Source organism: Microbispora sitophila (assembly GCF_014892245.1).
In the GTDB taxonomy this organism is placed as follows: Bacteria; Actinomycetota; Actinomycetes; order Streptosporangiales; family Streptosporangiaceae; genus Microbispora; species Microbispora siamensis.
Genome location: NZ_JADBGC010000010.1, coordinates 89822 through 107750, shown reverse-complemented (window position 1 = coordinate 107750; position 17929 = coordinate 89822). Strand labels below are relative to the sequence as shown.

Sequence of the window (17929 nt, the reverse complement as noted above, 5' to 3'; positions counted from 1 at the left end):
GCGATGAGGAAGCTGCTGCTCGCCACGGCCGTCGCCGGTCTGGCCTTCGCCACCGCCACCGTCGGCACCGCCGCCTCCGCGTCGGCCTCGCCGCTCGCCACGGCGCGGATCAGCGACGGCCACGGCAACGCCCTGGCGGAGGCCACGCTGACCGACCGCAACACCGTCATCATCTGTGACCGCAGCACCGACCACCGCTACGCGATGGTCAAGATCCGCTACAAGGGTCACACCTACCGCTACATGAACTTCTACAAGGACGTCGACTGCGTCGAGCAGAAGACGCGGACGATGAACAGCGGAAGGATCGAGATCTGGGCCTGCGTGAGCAAGCCGTACAAGCTGCGGTTCGCCCGCTGCGGGGCGAAGCAGACCCTGGTGAGGGCGTACAAGATGACATGAGAGCGCTCCGGTGGAGCGCTTGGCGGGCTCCGGTCAGACGAGCTTGACGGCGGCCAGCAGCCCGGAGCCGAGCGGCAGCATCAGCGGGCGCAGCCGCTCGTCGTTCCTGACGAGCTTGCCCAGCTCCCGGATCGCGACGGTGTCGGGGTCGCGTTGGGTGGGGTCGGCCACCTGGTCGTCGCAGAAGGCGTCGCAGAAGACGACGACCCCGCCCCGGCGCAGGAGCCGCACCGACTCGGTGAGGTAGTCGATGTACTCCTGCTTGGCCGCGTCGCAGAAGACCATGTCGTAGCCGCCGTCGGCGAGGCGGGGAAGGACGTCGAGCGCGCGGCCGCCGATCAGGCGGATGCGGCTGCCGGAGAACCCCGCCTCCGCGAACGTCTGGCGCGCCATGCGCTGGTGCTCGGGCTCCACGTCCACGCTCGTGAGCGTCCCGTCCGGGCGCATGCCGCGCAGCAGCCATAGGCCGGAGACACCGCACCCGGTGCCGACCTCCACCACCGAGCGCGCGTTCGCCACCGTGGCGAGGAAGCAGAGCGCCGCTCCGCACCCGGGCAGGATCGGGCGCGCCCCGACCTCGATGCCACGCCGGCGCGCGGTCCGCAGGATCTCGTCCTCCGGGACGAACTCCTCCGCGTATTCCAGGCTGGCCGGTGTCGCCATCGGCCTCTCCCTCCCCTGCTTCATCTTGGACGCAGCCTAGGGGAGTCGGACCGGAACGGGAACTCACGCCACAACGGGGACGTTGCACGCTTTGAACGGTCTTTGTTCGAGACCGCTCAGCCCGCGGTGCGCAGGAAGGGGCGAAACCAGGCACTATGGCTGTAGCGACGATCCTGCAGAGAGGAATGCCGGTGGACGAGCACGACCACCAGGCGGAGACTTCGGTGTCCGACTGGACGCCTCCCACTTGGGAGGAGGTCGTCCGAACTCATTCCGCTCGGGTCTACCGGCTGGCCTATCGGCTGACGGGCAACGTCCACGACGCCGAGGACCTCACGCAGGAGGTCTTCGTCCGGGTCTTCCGGTCCCTGTCTAGCTACACCCCGGGCACGTTCGAGGGGTGGCTGCACCGGATCACGACGAACCTCTTCCTCGACATGGCGCGGCGCAGGCAGCGCATCCGCTTCGAGGGGCTGGCGGACGACGCCGCCGAGCGGCTGCACGGCCGCGAGCCGTCTCCGGCGCAGGCGTACGACGACGCGCACCTGGAGCCCGACATCCAGGCCGCGCTCGACGCCCTGGCGCCGGAGTTCCGGGCGGCCGTGGTGCTGTGCGACATCGAGGGACTGTCCTACGAGGAGATCGCCGCGACGCTCGGCGTGAAACTCGGCACGGTGCGCAGCCGCATTCACCGCGGCCGCGCCCAACTGCGGGAGGCGCTCGACCACCGGGCGCCCTCCGCGAACCGGAACGGCGATCAAACCCCCCCTTCAATCAGCAGGGAGGGACTGTGAGTCATCTTGGCGAGCGCGTATCCGCGCTCATCGACGGCGAACTCAGTCACAACGAGCGAGAACGCGCGCTCGCGCACCTGACGTTCTGCGCGGACTGCCGCGCGGAGGTCGACGCGATGCGGGCGCTGAAGACCCGCCTGCGGTCCATGGACCCGCCCGCCATGCCGGCGGACCTCACCATGTCGCTGCTGCGCATGGCGGAGCCGGGAGGGCCGTTGCCGCCGCGTATGCGGCCCTTTCCCGACCACCCGGCCTTCGGCGCCGGGCGGCTACCCGGGATGCACGCCGCAGGGCCCATGGACAACCGGCCCCGGGGCCGGGACGAGGGACGATCGGGGCCTGGGCGGCCCGGAAGGGCCCGACGCGCGGGATACGTCGCCGTGGGAATGGCCGGCGCCGCAGTCGCCCTCGGCACCATGCTCATGGCCGGAGGATCCACGGCCACCCCGAACCCGACGCCCGGCCAGATGTTCGTACAGCATCCCGCCCAGAACAGGGCGCCCGTGGTGAGCGTGTCACCCACCCCGTCACCCAGCGTCACCAGGGGGCTTTCGCGCTGATACGAGGAATCGGCATACGATCGGACACCGCAGCCGTCGTGTGCCGCTTTCCTTGTCACCGCGGCTGCCCAGCGGATGACGCCGTGTGCGAGGAGTGACTGCCGCGATGACCGACAACACGCGTCCGTTCGGCGCGTCGGACCGGCCCGAGTTCCTTCCCGCGGGAGAGGAACCGCAGGACCCTCCGGGCGGTCCTCCGCCGTCCACCGGCCCGTACGGCATGGGCCCCGGCTGGGCCCCGCCGCCGTTGTATCCCGTCGCGCCGCAGCCGGAGCCGCGCGGCCCCAACATCGCGCTGTACGCCGCCCTGGCCGTGGTCATCGCGCTCGTGGCGGGCGGGGTGGCGAGCTGGGGCACGTTCCTGCTGACGCGTCCGTCCTCCGGCATCGACCCCGGATACGCGCTGAGCACGCCGTCGAAGCAGCCCACGGCCCGGCCGCCGGAGTCGGTGGCCGGGGTGGCCGCCAAGGTCCTGCCCAGCGTGGTCTCGCTGGAGGTCAAGGGCAACAGCGAGTCGGGCACCGGGTCGGGCTTCGTCATCAAGGGCGGCTACATCGTCACGAACAACCACGTCGTGGTCGTCGCGGGACAGGCCGGGGAGATCCGCATCCGCTACAACGACCGCACCTCCTCGGGGGCGCGCGTCGTCGGCCGCGACCCCAACTCCGACATCGCGGTCGTGAAGCCCGACGGGGCCGTCAGGGCGCCGGAGCTGCCTCTCGGCAACTCCGACGGCGTGGTCGTCGGCGACCCCGTCATCGCGGTCGGCTCGCCCCTCGGCCTGACCGGCACGGTCACCACAGGCATCGTCAGCTCGCTCAACCGGCCCGTCGAGGCGGGCGGCAGCACCGGGTCCGACTACGCGCTCATCAACGCGATCCAGACGGACGCCGCCATCAATCCCGGCAACTCGGGCGGCCCCCTGGTCAACGCCGCGGGCCAGGTGATCGGGGTGAACTCGGCGATCGCCACCGTCGGCGGCTCTCTGCTGGGCCAGCAGTCCGGCAGCATCGGCCTCGGCTTCGCGATCCCGGTGAACCAGGTGCGCCGGATCGCCCAGGAGCTCATCACCACCGGAACGGCCCGCACCTCCAGGATCGGCATCACGATCGACCAGAGCTACCAGGGCCAGGGGGTGCGGATCGCCACGCAGACGGAGGGCGGCGCCGTGCCTGTCACGCCGGGAGGCCCGGCCGCGAAGGCGGGCCTGCACGCGGGGGACGTCATCCTGGAGGTCGACGGCCAGCCCGTGAGCGACAGCCGGGAACTGATCGTCACCATCCGCAGCAAGGCCCCCGGCGACCAGGTGCGGATCAGGTTCCGGCACGACGGCGAGGTGCGGACGGCGACCGTCACGGTCGGCGCGGCCCCCGCCCCCAGCGCGCGGCCCTCATGAACAGGGCTTCATGAAGCCGGGCCCATGAAGCAGGGCGTCCCCTGTCCACAGCTCGGGGCGCGGGCATTAGTCTGATTTCAGTCGCACGTGCAGGAGGAGATCGCCATGTTCGGACTCGGCTGGGGGGAGGCCCTGGCGCTGGTGGTGATCGCCCTACTCGTCTTCGGACCGGAGAAGTTGCCTCAGGCCGCCTCGCAGGCGGGCCGTACGCTGCGGCAGCTCCGGCAGATGGCCAACAACGCGAAGGCCGACCTGCAGGCCAACATGGGGCCCGAGTTCGCCAACTTCGACCCGGCGGACCTCAACCCCAAGAACTTCGTGCGCAAGCACCTGCTCGACGACCTCGAGAACGACTGGAACGGCACCTCGGCGACGACGACGGCCGACCCGGTTGCCGCCCCCACGCCGGAACTGGGCGTGGGGGAGATCCCGCCGTACGACAACGAGGCGACCTGATCAGGCCTAGTGCTTGACCGGCGAGATGTCGAGCTTCAGGCCCTTGAGGCTGGTCGACTTCTTGCCGAGCCCGGCCGCGATCCGGCGCAGCTCCGCGGCCGCCGGGGCGTCGGGGTCGGTCAGCACGAGCGGCTTGCCCTCGTCGCCGCCCTCACGCAGCCGCATGTCGATCGGCACCTGGCCGAGCAGCGGCACGCGCGCGCCCAGCGTGCGGGTCAGCGCGTCGGCCACGCTCTGGCCGCCGCCCTCGCCGAACACCGGGATGCGCTCGTCGCAGTGCGGGCAGGGCAGCCACGCCATGTTCTCGATGACGCCCGCGATCTGCTGGTGGGTCTGGGCGGCGATCGACCCGGCCCGCTCGGCCACCTCGGCGGCGGCCTGCTGCGGGGTCGTCACGACCAGGATCTCGGCCGTGGGCAGGCGCTGGGCGACCGAGATCGCGATGTCGCCGGTGCCCGGGGGCAGGTCCATCAGCAGGACGTCGAGGTCGCCCCAGTAGACGTCGGTGAGGAACTGGTACAGCGCGCGGTCGAGCATCGGGCCGCGCCAGACCACCGGAGTGTTGCCCTCGGGCTTGAACATGCCGACCGAGATGACCTTGATGTCATGCGCCACCGGCGGCATGATCATGTCCTCGACCTTGGTGGGCCGCTCGCTCACGCCGAGCATGCGCGGCACCGAGTGGCCGTAGATGTCGGCGTCGACGACGCCCACCTTCAGGCCTTGGAAGGCCATCGCCGCGGCGAGGTTCACCGTGACCGACGACTTGCCGACGCCGCCCTTGCCGCTCGCGACCGCGAACACGCGGGTCAGCGAGCCGGGCTTGGCGAAGGGGATCTCCTTCTCCGGCCCGCGGTCGCCGCGCAGCTTCGTCTGCAGCTCCTTGCGCTGCTCGGCGCTCATGACGTCCATGTCCACGTGGACGCGGGACACGCCGTCGATCCGGGACACGGCCCCGGTGACGTCGCGGGTGATGGTGTCCTTCAGGGGGCAGCCGGCGACGGTCAGGTACACGCCAACGCGCACCACCCCGTCGGGGGAGATGTCGACGTTCTTGACCATGCCGAGCTCGGTGATCGGCCGGCGGATCTCCGGGTCGTTCACCGTCGCCAGCGCGGCCATGACCAGTTCAGGGGATGGTGCCATGAATCCATGCTATGGACTCAGCGGGCATCCTCCGAACCCGCCCCACGCGATCTAGGCGGATCCGCGCTCAGCTCGTCCTGCAGACGCTGGAGCTCCGAGCGGATGTAGTCGCGCGTGGCCACCTCGCCGAGCGCCATGCGCAGGCCGGCGATCTCCCGGGTGAGGTACTCGATCTCGGCCTGGTTGCGCTCGGCCGTCACCCTGTCCTGCTCGTACTGGATGCGGTCGCGGTCGGCCTGCCGGTTCTGCGCCAGCAGGATCAGCGGCGCGGCGTACGACGCCTGGAGCGAGAGCATCAGGGTCAGGAAGATGAACGGATAGGGGTCGAACTTGTACGGCGCGAACACGTTCCACAGCAGCCACACCCCGACGAACACGGTCATGTAGACGATGAACCGCGCCGTGCCGAGGAACCGCGCGAACCGTTCCGAGAACTCGCCGAACGCCTCGGGGTCGTAGTAGAGCCGCAGGCGGTAGGTCAGTTCGCGCGGCTGGTCGAGGCGTTCTGTCATGGGCGTTCCCGCCAGTCCTCCGGCAGCATGTGGTCGAGCACGTCGTCGACGGTCACCGCGCCGAGCAGGCGGCTCAGCTCGTCCACGACGGGGACCGCGACCAGGTTGTACGTCGCGAGGTAGGACGCCACCTCGTGCACCGTGAGCTCGGGCCTGATCGGGTCCACGGTGATGTCTATCACGCTGCCGAGCAGCGTCGACGGCGGCTCCCTGAGCAGTCGCTGGAAGTGCGCCACCCCCAGGAAACGCCCGGTCGGCGTCTCGCTCGGCGGGCGGGTCACGTACACCTGGGCGGCGATGGCGGGGGGCCGCTCCTCCTGACGGATGTGCGCCAGGGCCTCGGCCACGGTAGAGGTCGGCGGGAGGACGACCGGCTCGGTCGTCATCATGCCGCCGGCGGTGAACTCGCCGTAGGTCAGGAGCCGCCGGACCGGCGCGGCCTCCTCCGGCACCATGAGCCGCAGCAGCCCCTCGGCCTGCTCTGTGGGCAGTTCCTGCAGCAGGTCGGCGGCGTCGTCCGGGCTCATCTCCTCCAGCACGTCGGCGGCACGCTCCTGGTGCAGCCGGCTCAGCACGAGCACCTGGTCGCGCTCGGGCATCTCCTCCAGCACGTCGGCGAGCCGGTCGTCGTCGAGGGCGGCGGCGACCTCGGCCATCCGCTTGGTGGGCAGCTCGTGCAGCATGTTCGCCAGGTCGGCCGGGCGCAGCGCCTCGAAGACGGCGAGCAGGTTGGCCGCGCCCTGGTCCTTCTGGATGCCCGCGAAGCCGGTGACCTCGTCCCAGTCGACGATCAGCGTCTCGCCCCTGCGCCGCGTCCCGCGGCGTACCGCGACCTTCGTGATGAGCCAGTCGGACGGCCGCGGCTGCTCCATGGCCAGGTCCTGTACGGTCACCCGCTCGCCCTTGTACTCGACGGTGCGGTCGAGCATCTCCCCGATGGCCAGGGTCTCGGCGTCCCGGCACTCGAACCTGCGCATGTTGAGCTTGCCGGTGAAGATGAGGGCGCGGGCCTCGATGCTGGTGATCCTGGTGATCGGCAGGAAGACCCGGCGGCGTGGCTGGACCTCGACGACGAAGCCGTGGACCCGGGGGAGCAGCGGTCCCCGCAGCGAGACGACGACGTCCCGGATCCGGCCGATCTGGTCGCCGGCCGGGTCGAAGACCGCCAGTCCCGCCAGGCGGGCCACGAAGATCCGATCCACTCTGTCAGGTTACGCAAGGATGCGGACCGCTCCCGGTTATGACAGGATCAAAGCCGTTTATTGGTAATTACATGGGCAGGTGACGATGAGGGCTGTCAGCCTGGCGATCGCAGGCGTCTCGGCCTTCTGCTTCGGGTTCTCCGGACCGATGGCGAAGATCCTGGGAATGGCGGGGCTCACGCCGCTGGAGGCCGTATGGGTCCGCATGGCGGGGGCCGGCGTGCTCCTGCTGGCGGTCCTGGCCGTCGTCAGGCCGCGCGCGCTGCGCATCCCCCGCGACCGCCTGCTGTTCTTCGCCGCGTACGCCGTCATCGCCGTGGCCGCCGTGCAGGGCCTGTTCTTCGTGGCCATCACCCGGCTGCCGGTCGGCGTGGCGCTGCTGATCGAGTACACCTCTCCGGTGCTGGTGGTCCTGTGGGTGCGGTTCGTCCGGCGGCTGCGGCTGCCGCGCTCGGCCTACCTGGGGGCGCTCATCGCGATCGCGGGGCTGGCGATCGTCGTGCAGGTCTGGGAGGGTCTGCGCCTCGACGCGCTCGGGCTGCTGCTCGCGCTGATCGCCGCCGCCTGCTGCGCCGGATATTTCCTGATGAGCGACTCGTTCGGCGACGACGTGGACACGCTGGGCCTGATCGGCTGGGGCATGCTCGGCTCGGCTGTGGTCCTGCTGCCCGTCTCCCGGCCCTGGAACATCGACTGGCCGGCGTTCACCCACGCCGTCGAGGTCTCCGGTCACACGGTCCCCGTCGCCGCGGTCGCCGTGGTGCTGGTCGTGGTGGCCACGGTCGTCGCGTACGGGACCGGGGTCACGGCCGTGCGGCGGTTGTCGGCCGCGGTCGGGGCGACGGTCGCCTCGGTGGAGGTCATCGCGGGGGCGGTGATCGCCTGGGTGCTGCTCGGCGAGCGCCTGGGGGCCGCCCAGATCACCGGAGGCGTGATCGTGCTCGCCGGGGCCCTGCTGGCGCAGACCGCGACCGTACGGCTCGGCTCGCAGCATCACAGCGCCGAGGCCGCCGAGTCCGTACGCGTGTGAGGTTCAGGTGCGAGGCGTGAGCCGTACGACGGTGGACCCCTCGGCCCAGCGGGCGGTCAGGCCGGCGGCGTCGCGGGCGTTCAGGCGCTCCTTGGCCAGCGCGGCCACGGCCTCGGGGGCGGCCGCCTGGTCCACCACCTCGGCGACGGCGGGGAAACGGACGAGTTCGGCGCCGTTGTCCTTACTGCGCAGCACGACCTCGATCTCGCTCCGCCCGGCCGCGACCTCGGCCAGGCCGGGCAGGGACTGCTCCCCTCCGCCGGTCACCACGTAGACCGCGCCGTCGTGCCACACGTGCCAGGCCAGCCGGACCCCGGACGGCAGGCCGAGCCACAGCACGTTGGACTTCTTCGCGCCCTCTTCGATCACCGGCAGGCTCATGCCACCTCCTCGCCTTCGGCTCGGAGTTCGGTCGTGCCGGAGGCGCGCGATTCAGCACTTCGCCAGGCGCAGTGTTCCCTGACTCGCTCGCTGCGCTCGCTCATGCCTCCCAGCCTATTCACCGCGCTACGGTGTGCCCATGCGCGCTCGACGTTCGTGCCTGGCGGTGCCGGGCAGCACCCCTCGTTTCCTGGAGAAGGCCCAGGGCCTCGCCGCCGACGAGGTCTTCCTCGACCTGGAGGACTCCGTCGCCCCCGGTGCGAAGGACGAGGCGCGTCGCAACGTCGTCACCGCGCTCAGGGAGGGCGACTGGACGGGGAAGACGGTCGTCGTCCGGGTCAACGACCTCACCACCCGTTGGACCTACCGGGACGTCATCGAGGTGGTCGAAGGCGCCGGCGACCGGCTGGACTGCCTCATGCTGCCGAAGGTCGCGGACGCCTCCCACGTGGCCTGGCTCGACACCCTCCTCGGCCAGATCGAGCGGGCCACCGGCCTGCCCGAGGGCGGCATCGGCATCGAGGCGCAGATCGAGGACGCCCGGGGCCTCGTGAACGCGGACGACATCGCCGCCTCCTCGCCCCGGCTGGAGACGCTGGTCTTCGGCCCGGCCGACTTCATGGCCTCGATCGGCATGCGGACGCTCGTCGTGGGCGAGCAGCCCCCCGGGTACGGCGAGGGGGACGCCTACCACTACATCCTGATGCGCATCCTGATGGCCGCCCGCGCGCACGGCCTCCAGGCGATCGACGGGCCATACCTGCAGATCCGCGACCTGGACGGCTTCCGCCGGGTGGCGATGCGGTCGGCCGCCCTGGGATTCGACGGCAAGTGGGTGCTCCACCCGTCGCAGGTGGAGGCGGCCAACGAGGTGTTCTCGCCGTCCCAGGAGGACTACGACCACGCCGAGCTCATCCTCGACGCGTACGAGTACTACACGACGGTCGAGAAGCGGGGCGCGGTCATGCTGGGGGACGAGATGATCGACGAGGCGTCGCGGAAGATGGCCCTGGTGGTGGCGGCCAAGGGCCGCGCCGCCGGCCTTCCCCGGTCCAGCTCCTTCACCCCGCCCAGCTGATCGCCCGCGGTACGCGAAGAATGGACACATGAACGAAGCACAGCCGGATCCGGCCCGGGCACCGGGCCCGGATCAGGCCGCCGGCCCGAACCAGATGCCCGGTCCCTACCTGGCCCCCGGGCCGTACGCGGGTGGGACCGCCTGGCCGGCCGGTCCGCCGCAGCCGCTGCCGCCACACCCTGCGGCCCAGCCGCAGTGGTCATATCCGGGGCCATATCCCGGACCGTATCCCGGGCCCTACGCGCAGCCGTACGCGTGGGGAGCGCCCCCGCGTACCCGCTGGGACGTCCCGCCGCCGCCTGGCACCCGTTACGACCGCCTGGCCCGTACGCCGTTGCACCGCTGGTGGCGGCCGATCCTCGGCACGGCGGCGATCATCGCGGTCTTCCTGGCGCTCTCGATCGCCGTCGGCCTGGTGGCCTTCGTGGTCTCGCTGGTCACCGGCGTGCCCATGGTGCGGACGGGGACCCGGCTGTTCGCCGATCCAATCCTCGACCTCGGGTTCCAGCTGGGGGTCATCGCGCTGCTGCTGCCGCTGGTGCTCGGCGCGGCCTGGCTGTTCCAGCGAAGACCGCCGGGGTCGCTGTCGTCGGTGGCCCTGCGGCTGCGGTGGCGGTGGCTGGGGGCCTGCCTGCTGGTCGCGCTGGTGGCGGTCGTGCTCGGTCAGACGGTCGAGGCGGGGACGCTGATGTCCGCAGGGGTGGATCCCGGATTCCGCTGGGCGGGCTGGGAGCAGTTCCTCCCGGCCATCATCGTGATCCTGCTGCTGGTGCCGTTCCAGTCGGCGGCCGAGGAGTACGCCTACCGTGGGTGGATCATCCAGGGGTTCGGGGCGTACCTGCGCAATCCGTGGCCGGCGATCCTGGTGGGCGCGGCGGCCTTCGCCGCCTCGCACGGTTACACGGGCTGGGGGATCGCCTACGTCTTCGCGTTCGGCATGCTCATGGGGTGGCTGGCGGTCCGCACCGGCGGACTGGAGGCGCCGATCGCCCTGCACGCGACCAACAACGTCGTGGCGTTCGGAGTCGTCGCGGCCTCGGGGGACATGGGGAGCGCGATGGAACAGGGCGAGGTGCCCTGGGAGGCGCTGATCGGATCGGCCGTCCAGTTCGCGGTTTTCGGCATCGGCGTGCTGATAATCGCCCGAAAGTGGGCAATTCAGACCCTCTCCCGATAAATCTCACTAGAGAGGTATGGCCCCCACGCTTTTCCCGTGTTGCTCTGGATCCGTGATGGGGTATCACTGTGATCGCTTTGCCGTACCACAGGTGGAACGGTCCGGATTGACCTCTCCGGGGAGGAGGTACTGAGCGTGGCCTCGGGCCCCCACGAGCGCGACCGTCGACGCGACGGCGAACCCTCCTCCGTGCCCCCGCCGGAGCTGCATCACCGGCCGCCCGGCCCGTCTCCGTGGGCGCTGCCTCCGTTCGCCGCCCCGATTCCCGATGACGCGGTGCCGGACGACGCGGGCGAGCCGGGCGACGACGAGGACACCCGGCCATACCGGAAGGTCGGCGACCCGGACTCACCCGACCCGCACTTACCCGGCGACACCTGGGCCCCGCGCCCCGGATCGGACGCAGGCGACGGGCCGGAGCGGGAAGCACCGCGCGACCGCGGACCCAGGACCGGCCGCAGGCCGTACGCGGCGCCGTACGGGGCAGGGCCGTACGGGACGGGCGAACCGCGTCACAGCCGTTCCGGCGGGCGAAGTCCCGAGGACCCCGGCGAGCCCGGCGACCGCGGCGCGACCGGTCCGCCCGGCCCCGCGGACGCCCCCACGACCTGGCATGGCGAGGGTGCCAGGTCGGCGGGGGAGGCGGCGAAGGAGTCACCCGGGCAGGAGGAGGGCCGGCGTCGCCGGATCGTGAACCGGCCGGACAAGCTGGTCGCCTCGGGCCCGCCCCGGCGGCGGCGTGCCCAGATCCCCCGCGAGAATCCGGACGGGCCCGGCGCCCCCGAGATCGACACCCCTCCCTCGGGGCCGCTGCGCGAGCACGACCCCGGTGAGCAGGACCACGGCGAGCACGTGTGGGCGCACACGCCGCCCGAGCCCGCCTCGCGTCACGGCCTGGGGGAGTCCGGCGGCATCCGCATGAGCCCCGAGATCCCGGTCGAGCCCGAGCACGACGAGCCGCCGGTCGAGCCGGTCGAGCGCATCGGGCGCCCGCCGGGGGGCCGGCCGGCCCGTTCCGACGTGCTCGTGGCCGTCGGCCCGCCCCGGCCGGGCGGCGGACGCCGCCACAGGCGGGTGCTGCCGGTCCGGCGGTTCCCCCGGCTGGTCGCTCCGGCGCTGATCGCCGTGGTCCTCGTCGCGGCCGCCGTGCTGGGCGTGGCCGTCGTCAGGTGGGCCGGCGGCCCGTCCACGGCCGGACTGCGCCTCGCCGCAGGCGACGGCCAGTCGGGCGACGCGGCGTTCTCGGCGCCCGGGCTGCCGGGCAACGGCTCCAGCCAGGTGCTCAACGCGTTCGCCGCGGCGGGCGCGACGGTGGTGGCGGCGGGCAGCGACACGACGAGCCCGCTCGCCCGGCCGCTGTTCCTCGTGTCCGCCGACGGCGGCGCGCACTGGCAGACGGGCCGGGTCGCCGACGCCCCGGGGTACGAGTCCGCGCCCGGGGCGGTCGGCAGGGTGGCGGGCGGCGACGGCCGCTGGCTCGCCGTCGGGACCGACGCGCCCGGCTCCGCGGGCCCGGCCGCGCGCGGCATGTGGGTCTCCTCCGACGGCCGGTCCTGGACGGCGGTGGACCCCGCCCGGCTGACCGCGTTCTGGAGCCAGGACAGGATCACCGACGTGGCGCGGACGGCGACCGGCTTCCTGGCCGTGGGCGCCACGACCCTGCGCGACGGCACGGCGGGCCCGGTCGCCTGGGTGTCACCCGACGGTGTCGGCTGGACGAGGGTGGACACCGACCAGATCGGCACCCCCGACAAGATCAGGGCGATGCGGGCGGTGGCCGCCTGGGGCGACCGAGTGGTGGCGCTCGCCGATCCGGGGTCGGGCGACTCGATCTCGGTCGTCCTGCGCTCCGACGACGGCGGCCGCACCTGGTTGCGCACGGCCGCGGCCCTGGCCGACGTACGAGCGGAGCCCGGCGCGCTGGCCGTGACCAAGAAGGGCTTCGTGCTCGTGCCCACCCGGCAGAAGTCGGAGGACGGCGAGGTCCGGGTCTACTGCTCGCCCGAGGGCGCCGACTGGACCCAGTGCGGCACGATAGGGCCGCTCGGCGCGGAGGGGACGGGCGTGCGCGGCCTGGCCGCGTCGGCGGCGGGCGTGGCGGCGGTCGCCGAGTCGGCCTGGGAACGGTACGCCGTCTACACCAGCCAGGACGGGCGCAAGTGGACCAGGAGCGCCGACCTCGGCGGGATCCCCGGGACGCTGCGCGGGCTGGCCATCACCGACGCCGGCGTTCTCGTGGCGGGCGGCGACAAGCGCGGGCCCGGCGACGTGGAGAACCTCCCCGTCCTGATCACCGCGGGGAAGGGCGAGGCGGCGCACACCGTGCCGCTCAAGGAGATCGCCGGGCTCAACCGGCTCGCCAGGGACACCGCGGACGTCGCCGCCTCCGGCGGCACGTTCGTGGCCGTGGGCGCGGCCAACGGCGATGCCGCGATCTGGACGAGCGGCAACAACGGGGCCAACTGGAAGGACGCGGCGTTCCCCGACCTGCTGGGCGGACCGGGGCGCCAGGCGCTGAGCGGCGTCGCGCACGGCCCGAGGGGATGGCTCGCCGTCGGCAGCACGACGACCGACCCGGCGGTGACCCGGCCGCTGCTGGTCACCTCGGCCGACGGGAAGAGCTGGCGGCCCGGTCCCGCCATCGAGGTGCCCGCGGGCCACTTCCTGCTCGCGCCGGGCGTGGTGGCCGCCGGGCCGAAGGGCTACGTCCTGGCGGGGGAGGACCGGTCCGCCACCGGGACGCTGCCCGCCCTGTGGTTCAGCCCCGACCTCAAGCGGTTCACCCGTTCCGCGCCGGGCAGCATGCCGGCCGGAGGGGCGGGGGTGCGCCTCTACGACGTCACGGCGACGCCCGACGGGTTCATGGCGGTCGGCGGGTCGGGCACCGCCGATCGCGAGACGGGGGTGGTCTGGGTCTCCTCCGACGGGCTCAACTGGAACGCCCGCGGCCGGGTCCTGCCACCGGACACCACCTCGGCCGGGCTGCGCCACGTGGTCGCGACCGAGGCCGGCGTGGTGGCCGTCGGCACCGCGATGACCGAGGACGGCCCCCGCCCGTTCTCCGCGCTGTCCACGGACGACGGCGCGAGCTGGGAGTACGGCACGCTGCCCGCCGACGCCGCCGCCTCGGTCCTCGACCTGACCGCGACCGGGCGGGGACTGGTCGCCGTCGGATCGCACCGGTCGCCGGCGGAGGGCGGCGAGACCGACAGCGCCGCCTGGGTGTCGGAGGACGGGGTGGACTGGTCGCGCCGGACGCTCACCCAGGACGGCCTCGGCGGCCAGGGGGCGCAGTGGCTCGGGGCGGTGGCGGTCTCCGGCGACCGGGTCGTGGCCATCGGCAGGTCCGCCGGCTACGCCGCCGGCTATGCCGACGATCACTTGACGATCTGGCGCAGCACGGTCACGGAGCGATGATCCCGGAGATGACCCCCCATTCGGCGAGAGCGTCGGCGAGGCCGTCGGTCAGCGGGAGCCGTACGAGGTCGGACGGCGCCCACCAGCGGGCGTCGGCGGCGTCGTCCCCGGCGACCGGCACGCCCGTGGCGGTCGCCACGTAGTCGTGGATCTCGAAGGTCGCGCCGCCGGGGGCGGGCCGCAGCACGGTCCCGGCGAGCCGTACGACGGTGACGTCGAGGCCGGTCTCCTCGCGCAGTTCCCGGCGCAGCGCCTGCTCGTCGGTCTCGCCGGGCTCGACCCTGCCGCCGGGCAGCGACCACAGCCCCTCGCCGGGAGGGCGGCCCCGCCGCACCAGCAGCAGACGCCCGTCGGCGTCGGCGACGATCGCGCCCACACATCTGATGCACCGCACATCACCAAGATTACGACTAGATAACGGGCAGACTCTTGACGTACGGACATCACGGAAGCACCGTGAATATTTGTGAGAACCGCGCCAACATGTCCGCGGTGCTTCGGGCCGCTACACGAACCGAACGTCTGGTCGAGTTCCTGGCGATGCGCCGCCCACGGGGACGTCCTGCCCTTCCAGCCACCCCGGCGGCCCTCACGGGCCGCTCTGGAGGCCCTGTGCGAGGCGGCCAGGGTGCCCGTCTGGCTCCCGTGGCCGCTGCCTTCCGGATGGCTGGTGACGGGCTTCGCCGAGGTCGGTGACGAGCGCACCGGCATGAGGGCGAGCGTCGTCGCCCTCTCCGGCCCGTCGGTCACCCACGGTCCCGCCGACATGCTGCTCATCGCAGAGGAACCGGGCATCGGTCTCGGCGCCGCGTACGCCGGGCTGCCGGGCCCGGACCCCGGAGAGGGTTTCGACGCCGGGCCCCCGCACGCCAAGATCGACGCGCGCGGCCATCCGACGGCGCTGTGGTGCGCGGGGCGGGGAGTGCCGGGAGACCGGGCCGTCTACGTGGGCGAGGCCCTCGGCAACTGGTTGTGGACGGTCGCCTGGCCGGTCGAAGCCGGCTGCTTCATCGCGCTGGCCAACCTGTCGCTGCGTGACCTGCGGGACCAGGACCAGGCGCTCGACCTGCCCTTCGGCGCCTTCTCGCCGCGCCTCGACGGGGATGTCCAGTAGGGCGGGTCGGAAGCGCGAGGGATAGTAAGGTTCTGAGCCGTGACAGCGCGCATCGAACGAGTGGTGACCTCGGGCCTGGTGGACATCGAAGGCGACGAGCACAAGGTCGAGAACAACACCTGGATCGTGGGCGACGACGACGAGGTGATCGTCATCGACCCGGCGCGGGACGCCGACAAGATCCTGGAGAAGGTCGGCGACCGCGAGGTCCTCGCCGTCATCTGCACCCACGGCCTGCCCGACCACGTGGGCGCCGCGATCGAGGTGGCGGCCAGGGACGAGGCCGTGATCGCCGTGCACCCCAAGGACAAGCGCCTGTGGCGGCAGACCTGGGAGGAGACCTGGCCCGACATCGACATGGAGGACGAGGGACTGTTCTCCGTGGCCGACGTCGAGCTGGAGGTGCTCTCCACGCCGGGCGTCACGCCGGGCGGCGTCTCGCTCTACTGCGAGGGCCTCGGCGCGGTCTTCACCGGCAAGACCCTGCTCATGGACGGCCCCGGCAAGCTCGGCGGGGAGTACCCCGCGCTCGCCGACCAGCTCACCTCGATCGGCGAGCGGCTGTTCACGCTGCCGCACGAGACGAGGGTGCTTCCCGCGCACGGCGAAGAGGGCAGGATCGGCGACCTGGAGCCCGAGTTCGACCGCTGGCTGTCGGGGTCGCTGACCGGCGCCCAGGAGGCCGAATCGGCGCCGCCGCTCGTGGACGGCACCGGGGCGTCCGGCATCAAGCTGAACCTCGACGAGTAGGGCCGTGGAGCAGCTCGGCCTCGACGGCATGCCGAGGCGGCTCTACACCTGCACCCCGTCGCGGCTGAACACCTGGCTCGACTGCAGGCGTCGCTACCGGTTCACCTATCTCGACCGGCCCGCTCCGCAGAAGGGGCCCCCGTGGGCGCACAACAGCGTGGGGGCCTCCGTCCACAACGCGCTGGCCTCGTGGTGGCGGGAGCCGTACGACCGGCGTACGCCGGTGATGGCGGCCGTGCTGCTCACCAACGGCTGGATCCGTGAGGGGTTCAGGGACGAGGAGCAGTCGGCCACGTGGCGGGACCGGGCCCGGGAGATGGTCTCCTCCTACGTCGCCACGCTGGACCCCGGCGACGAGCCGGTCGGCGTCGAGCGCACCGTCGCCACGCGTACGTCGGTCATCGCCGTCTCGGGCCGCGTGGACCGGCTCGACCGGCGCGGGGACGAACTGGTCGTGGTCGACTACAAGACCGGCCGCCGCCCGCCGACCTCCGACGACGCCCGTTCGTCGATCGCGCTGGCCGTCTACGCGATCGCCTCGTCCCGCATGATGCGCCGGGCCTGTCACCGGGTGGAACTGCACCACCTGCCCAGCGGGACGGTCGCCGAGTGGGAGCACACCGACGAGTCGCTCGCCCGTCACCTGCGCCGGGCCGAGGACATCGCGACGGAGGCGGCCGACGCCGACGACGCCTACCGCGGCTGGGCCGGGAACGCGGGGGCGGGCCGCGCGAAGGGCGCCGTTCCCGCACCGAGACGGGAGGACGGCGCCGGGGCGCTCGCGGTGCCGCCCGAGATCGACCGGCTGTTCCCGCCCGAGCCTGGCCCCATCTGCTCCTGGTGCGACTTCCGCCGCCACTGCCCCGAGGGGCGGGCCGCCTCGCCCGACCGGCTCCCGTGGGACGGCCTGGCCGAGACGCCCGGCTCTTCCGGCCTCAGCCCCGCGCAGGGCCGGGATGGCGGCGAGGATCGACCAGCGCCCTGAGGCCCTTGCCGACGTCGTATCCGGCGGCGCCCAGACGCTCGCGCGAGGCCCGCAGCATGGCCCTGGTGCCCTCGTCCAGCACCTGCTGGTGCACGAAGTCGGGGATCGTGTTCATGGTCAGCCGGAAGGCCCGCAACGCCGCCGTGACCGCGATCTGGGGCACCTCGGGAAGCGCGCCGTACAGGCGGCGGGCCCAGTCGGGCAGCGTGTAGTAGCACAGCGCGCCGAACGGGAAGTAGACCGGCTTGGCCGGGGACAGGAAGCGCATGTTCTCCGGCAGGCGCGGCCAGAGCAGGAACCGCACGGCGGCGGCCGACTCGGGGATGACCCGCAGGACCGGCCGCATCCGGGCGAAGTAGTCGTTCATCTCGTCGGTGGAGCCGGGCACGTCGTCCGGATGCAGCCCGACGTATGTGGCGCTGCGCCGCTGCTCTGCGAGGTACTGGTCGGCCTGCCGGTCGCTGATGGGGGCGCCCGCACGGCGGACGACCTCCAGGTAGGACATGACCTCCGCGCAGTGCACCCACAGCAGCAGCTCGGGCTCGTCCACCCGGTGGGTCCTGCCCGTGTCGGGGTCGCGGATGCGCAGGGTCCGGTGGATCGCGCGCACCCGCCTGCCGATCTCCTCCGCCTCCTCGGGACTGCCGTACGTCACGCGGCCCACGAAGTCCGCCGTACGGCGGAGCCGGCCGAAGGGGTCCTCCCGGAAGTTGGAGTTCTGCCACACGCCCCGCATCGCCAACGGATGCAGGGCCTGCAGCATCAAGCCGCGCACGCCGCCCACCCACATGGTCCGGTCGACGTGGACCAGCCACGTCGCGGACTCCGGTGGCTGGGCGGTCAGGCGGCTCGTCCCGGGCATGGCG

Annotated in this window: 19 protein-coding genes; 12 read left to right on the top strand and 7 right to left on the bottom strand. The window is 72.5% G+C overall.

Annotation, left to right across the window (positions count from 1 at the left end; genetic code table 11):
• Positions 1–3 precede the first annotated feature (3 nt).
• Positions 4–402, top strand: a complete 399-nt coding sequence (locus tag IL992_RS19775; protein ID WP_193204842.1) for a hypothetical protein — start codon at positions 4–6, stop codon at positions 400–402.
• 33 nt (positions 403–435) lie between these two features.
• Here IL992_RS19775 and IL992_RS19770 read toward each other — a convergent pair whose 3' ends face one another.
• Complete coding sequence (locus IL992_RS19770; protein WP_193204841.1) at positions 436–1065, bottom strand: O-methyltransferase; 630 nt, start codon at positions 1063–1065, stop codon at positions 436–438.
• Positions 1066–1250: 185 nt separating this feature from the next.
• Here IL992_RS19770 and sigE point away from each other — a divergent pair, with 185 nt between their 5' ends.
• The 4 genes from sigE (at position 1251) to IL992_RS19750 (ending at position 4271) form a co-directional block, all read left to right on the top strand.
• The gene (gene sigE, locus IL992_RS19765; protein WP_079319394.1) at positions 1251–1859 is read left to right on the top strand and encodes an RNA polymerase sigma factor SigE; all 609 of its coding nucleotides are present in this window, start codon (positions 1251–1253) and stop codon (positions 1857–1859) included.
• Positions 1856–2419, top strand: coding sequence for an anti-sigma factor family protein (locus IL992_RS19760; protein ID WP_079319393.1), 564 nt, complete (start codon positions 1856–1858; stop codon positions 2417–2419). Before sigE ends, IL992_RS19760 begins: the two co-directional genes overlap by 4 nt.
• A 106-nt stretch (positions 2420–2525) precedes the next feature.
• Positions 2526–3815, top strand: coding sequence for a S1C family serine protease (locus tag IL992_RS19755; protein ID WP_193204840.1), 1290 nt, complete (start codon positions 2526–2528; stop codon positions 3813–3815).
• A 105-nt stretch (positions 3816–3920) separates the two neighbouring features.
• Positions 3921–4271 carry a sec-independent translocase gene (locus tag IL992_RS19750; protein WP_193204839.1) on the top strand — a complete coding sequence of 117 codons (351 nt, stop codon included), beginning with the start codon at positions 3921–3923 and terminating at the stop codon, positions 4269–4271.
• A 6-nt stretch (positions 4272–4277) separates the two neighbouring features.
• On the opposite strand, the gene IL992_RS19745 is transcribed toward IL992_RS19750, so the two are convergent.
• From IL992_RS19745 to IL992_RS19735, 3 genes are read right to left on the bottom strand one after another with little or no spacing between them, the layout of a single operon-like run.
• Positions 4278–5417, bottom strand: a complete 1140-nt coding sequence (locus tag IL992_RS19745) for an Mrp/NBP35 family ATP-binding protein (protein WP_193204838.1) — start codon at positions 5415–5417, stop codon at positions 4278–4280.
• 17 nt (positions 5418–5434) lie between these two features.
• Positions 5435–5929, bottom strand: coding sequence for a DUF1003 domain-containing protein (locus tag IL992_RS19740; RefSeq protein WP_193204837.1), 495 nt, complete (start codon positions 5927–5929; stop codon positions 5435–5437).
• On the bottom strand, positions 5926–7131 hold the full coding sequence (locus IL992_RS19735; RefSeq protein ID WP_193204836.1) for a magnesium transporter MgtE N-terminal domain-containing protein: 1206 nt from the start codon (positions 7129–7131) through the stop codon (positions 5926–5928). Before IL992_RS19735 ends, IL992_RS19740 begins: the two co-directional genes overlap by 4 nt.
• 85 nt (positions 7132–7216) lie before the next feature.
• On the opposite strand from IL992_RS19735, the gene IL992_RS19730 reads away from it, so the two are divergent.
• Entirely contained in the window at positions 7217–8161 is a 945-nt protein-coding gene (locus IL992_RS19730; RefSeq protein WP_193204835.1) for an EamA family transporter, read from the top strand.
• Between the two features lie 3 nt (positions 8162–8164).
• Here the strand turns inward: IL992_RS19730 and IL992_RS19725 are convergent, their stop codons facing one another.
• On the bottom strand, positions 8165–8542 hold the full coding sequence (locus IL992_RS19725; RefSeq protein WP_226873409.1) for a hypothetical protein: 378 nt from the start codon (positions 8540–8542) through the stop codon (positions 8165–8167).
• Positions 8543–8681: 139 nt separating this feature from the next.
• On the opposite strand from IL992_RS19725, the gene IL992_RS19720 reads away from it, so the two are divergent.
• The 3 genes from IL992_RS19720 to IL992_RS19710 all read left to right on the top strand — a co-directional run bounded on the left by IL992_RS19720 (position 8682) and on the right by IL992_RS19710 (position 14214).
• Positions 8682–9620, top strand: a complete 939-nt coding sequence (locus tag IL992_RS19720; protein WP_193204834.1) for an HpcH/HpaI aldolase/citrate lyase family protein — start codon at positions 8682–8684, stop codon at positions 9618–9620.
• A gap of 28 nt (positions 9621–9648) precedes the next feature.
• Positions 9649–10797 (top strand): CPBP family intramembrane glutamic endopeptidase, encoded by a 1149-nt coding sequence (locus IL992_RS19715; protein ID WP_193204833.1) that lies wholly within the window; start codon positions 9649–9651, stop codon positions 10795–10797.
• A gap of 135 nt (positions 10798–10932) precedes the next feature.
• A complete protein-coding gene (locus IL992_RS19710; RefSeq protein WP_193204832.1) occupies positions 10933–14214 on the top strand; it encodes a hypothetical protein in 3282 nt (1093 codons plus the stop codon).
• Here IL992_RS19710 and IL992_RS19705 read toward each other — a convergent pair.
• Positions 14201–14608 carry an NUDIX hydrolase gene (locus IL992_RS19705; RefSeq protein ID WP_193204831.1) on the bottom strand — a complete coding sequence of 136 codons (408 nt, stop codon included), beginning with the start codon at positions 14606–14608 and terminating at the stop codon, positions 14201–14203. The genes IL992_RS19710 and IL992_RS19705 overlap by 14 nt on opposite strands.
• Before the next feature lie 72 nt (positions 14609–14680).
• Between IL992_RS19705 and IL992_RS19700 the strand changes: the two genes are divergently transcribed.
• Genes IL992_RS19700 through IL992_RS19690 form a run of 3 tightly spaced genes read left to right on the top strand, consistent with a single transcriptional unit; the run spans position 14681 to position 17063 of the window.
• Positions 14681–15328, top strand: a complete 648-nt coding sequence (locus IL992_RS19700) for a DUF6758 family protein (protein ID WP_193204830.1) — start codon at positions 14681–14683, stop codon at positions 15326–15328.
• Positions 15329–15367: 39 nt separating this feature from the next.
• Entirely contained in the window at positions 15368–16078 is a 711-nt protein-coding gene (locus tag IL992_RS19695) for an MBL fold metallo-hydrolase (RefSeq protein WP_079315491.1), read from the top strand.
• A gap of 4 nt (positions 16079–16082) precedes the next feature.
• Positions 16083–17063, top strand: a complete 981-nt coding sequence (locus tag IL992_RS19690; protein WP_193204829.1) for a RecB family exonuclease — start codon at positions 16083–16085, stop codon at positions 17061–17063.
• Here the strand turns inward: IL992_RS19690 and IL992_RS19685 are convergent.
• Positions 17014–17925 (bottom strand): oxygenase MpaB family protein, encoded by a 912-nt coding sequence (locus tag IL992_RS19685; RefSeq protein ID WP_193204828.1) that lies wholly within the window; start codon positions 17923–17925, stop codon positions 17014–17016. The two genes, IL992_RS19690 and IL992_RS19685, sit on opposite strands and share 50 nt — an antisense overlap.
• Positions 17926–17929: the final 4 nt, after the last annotated feature.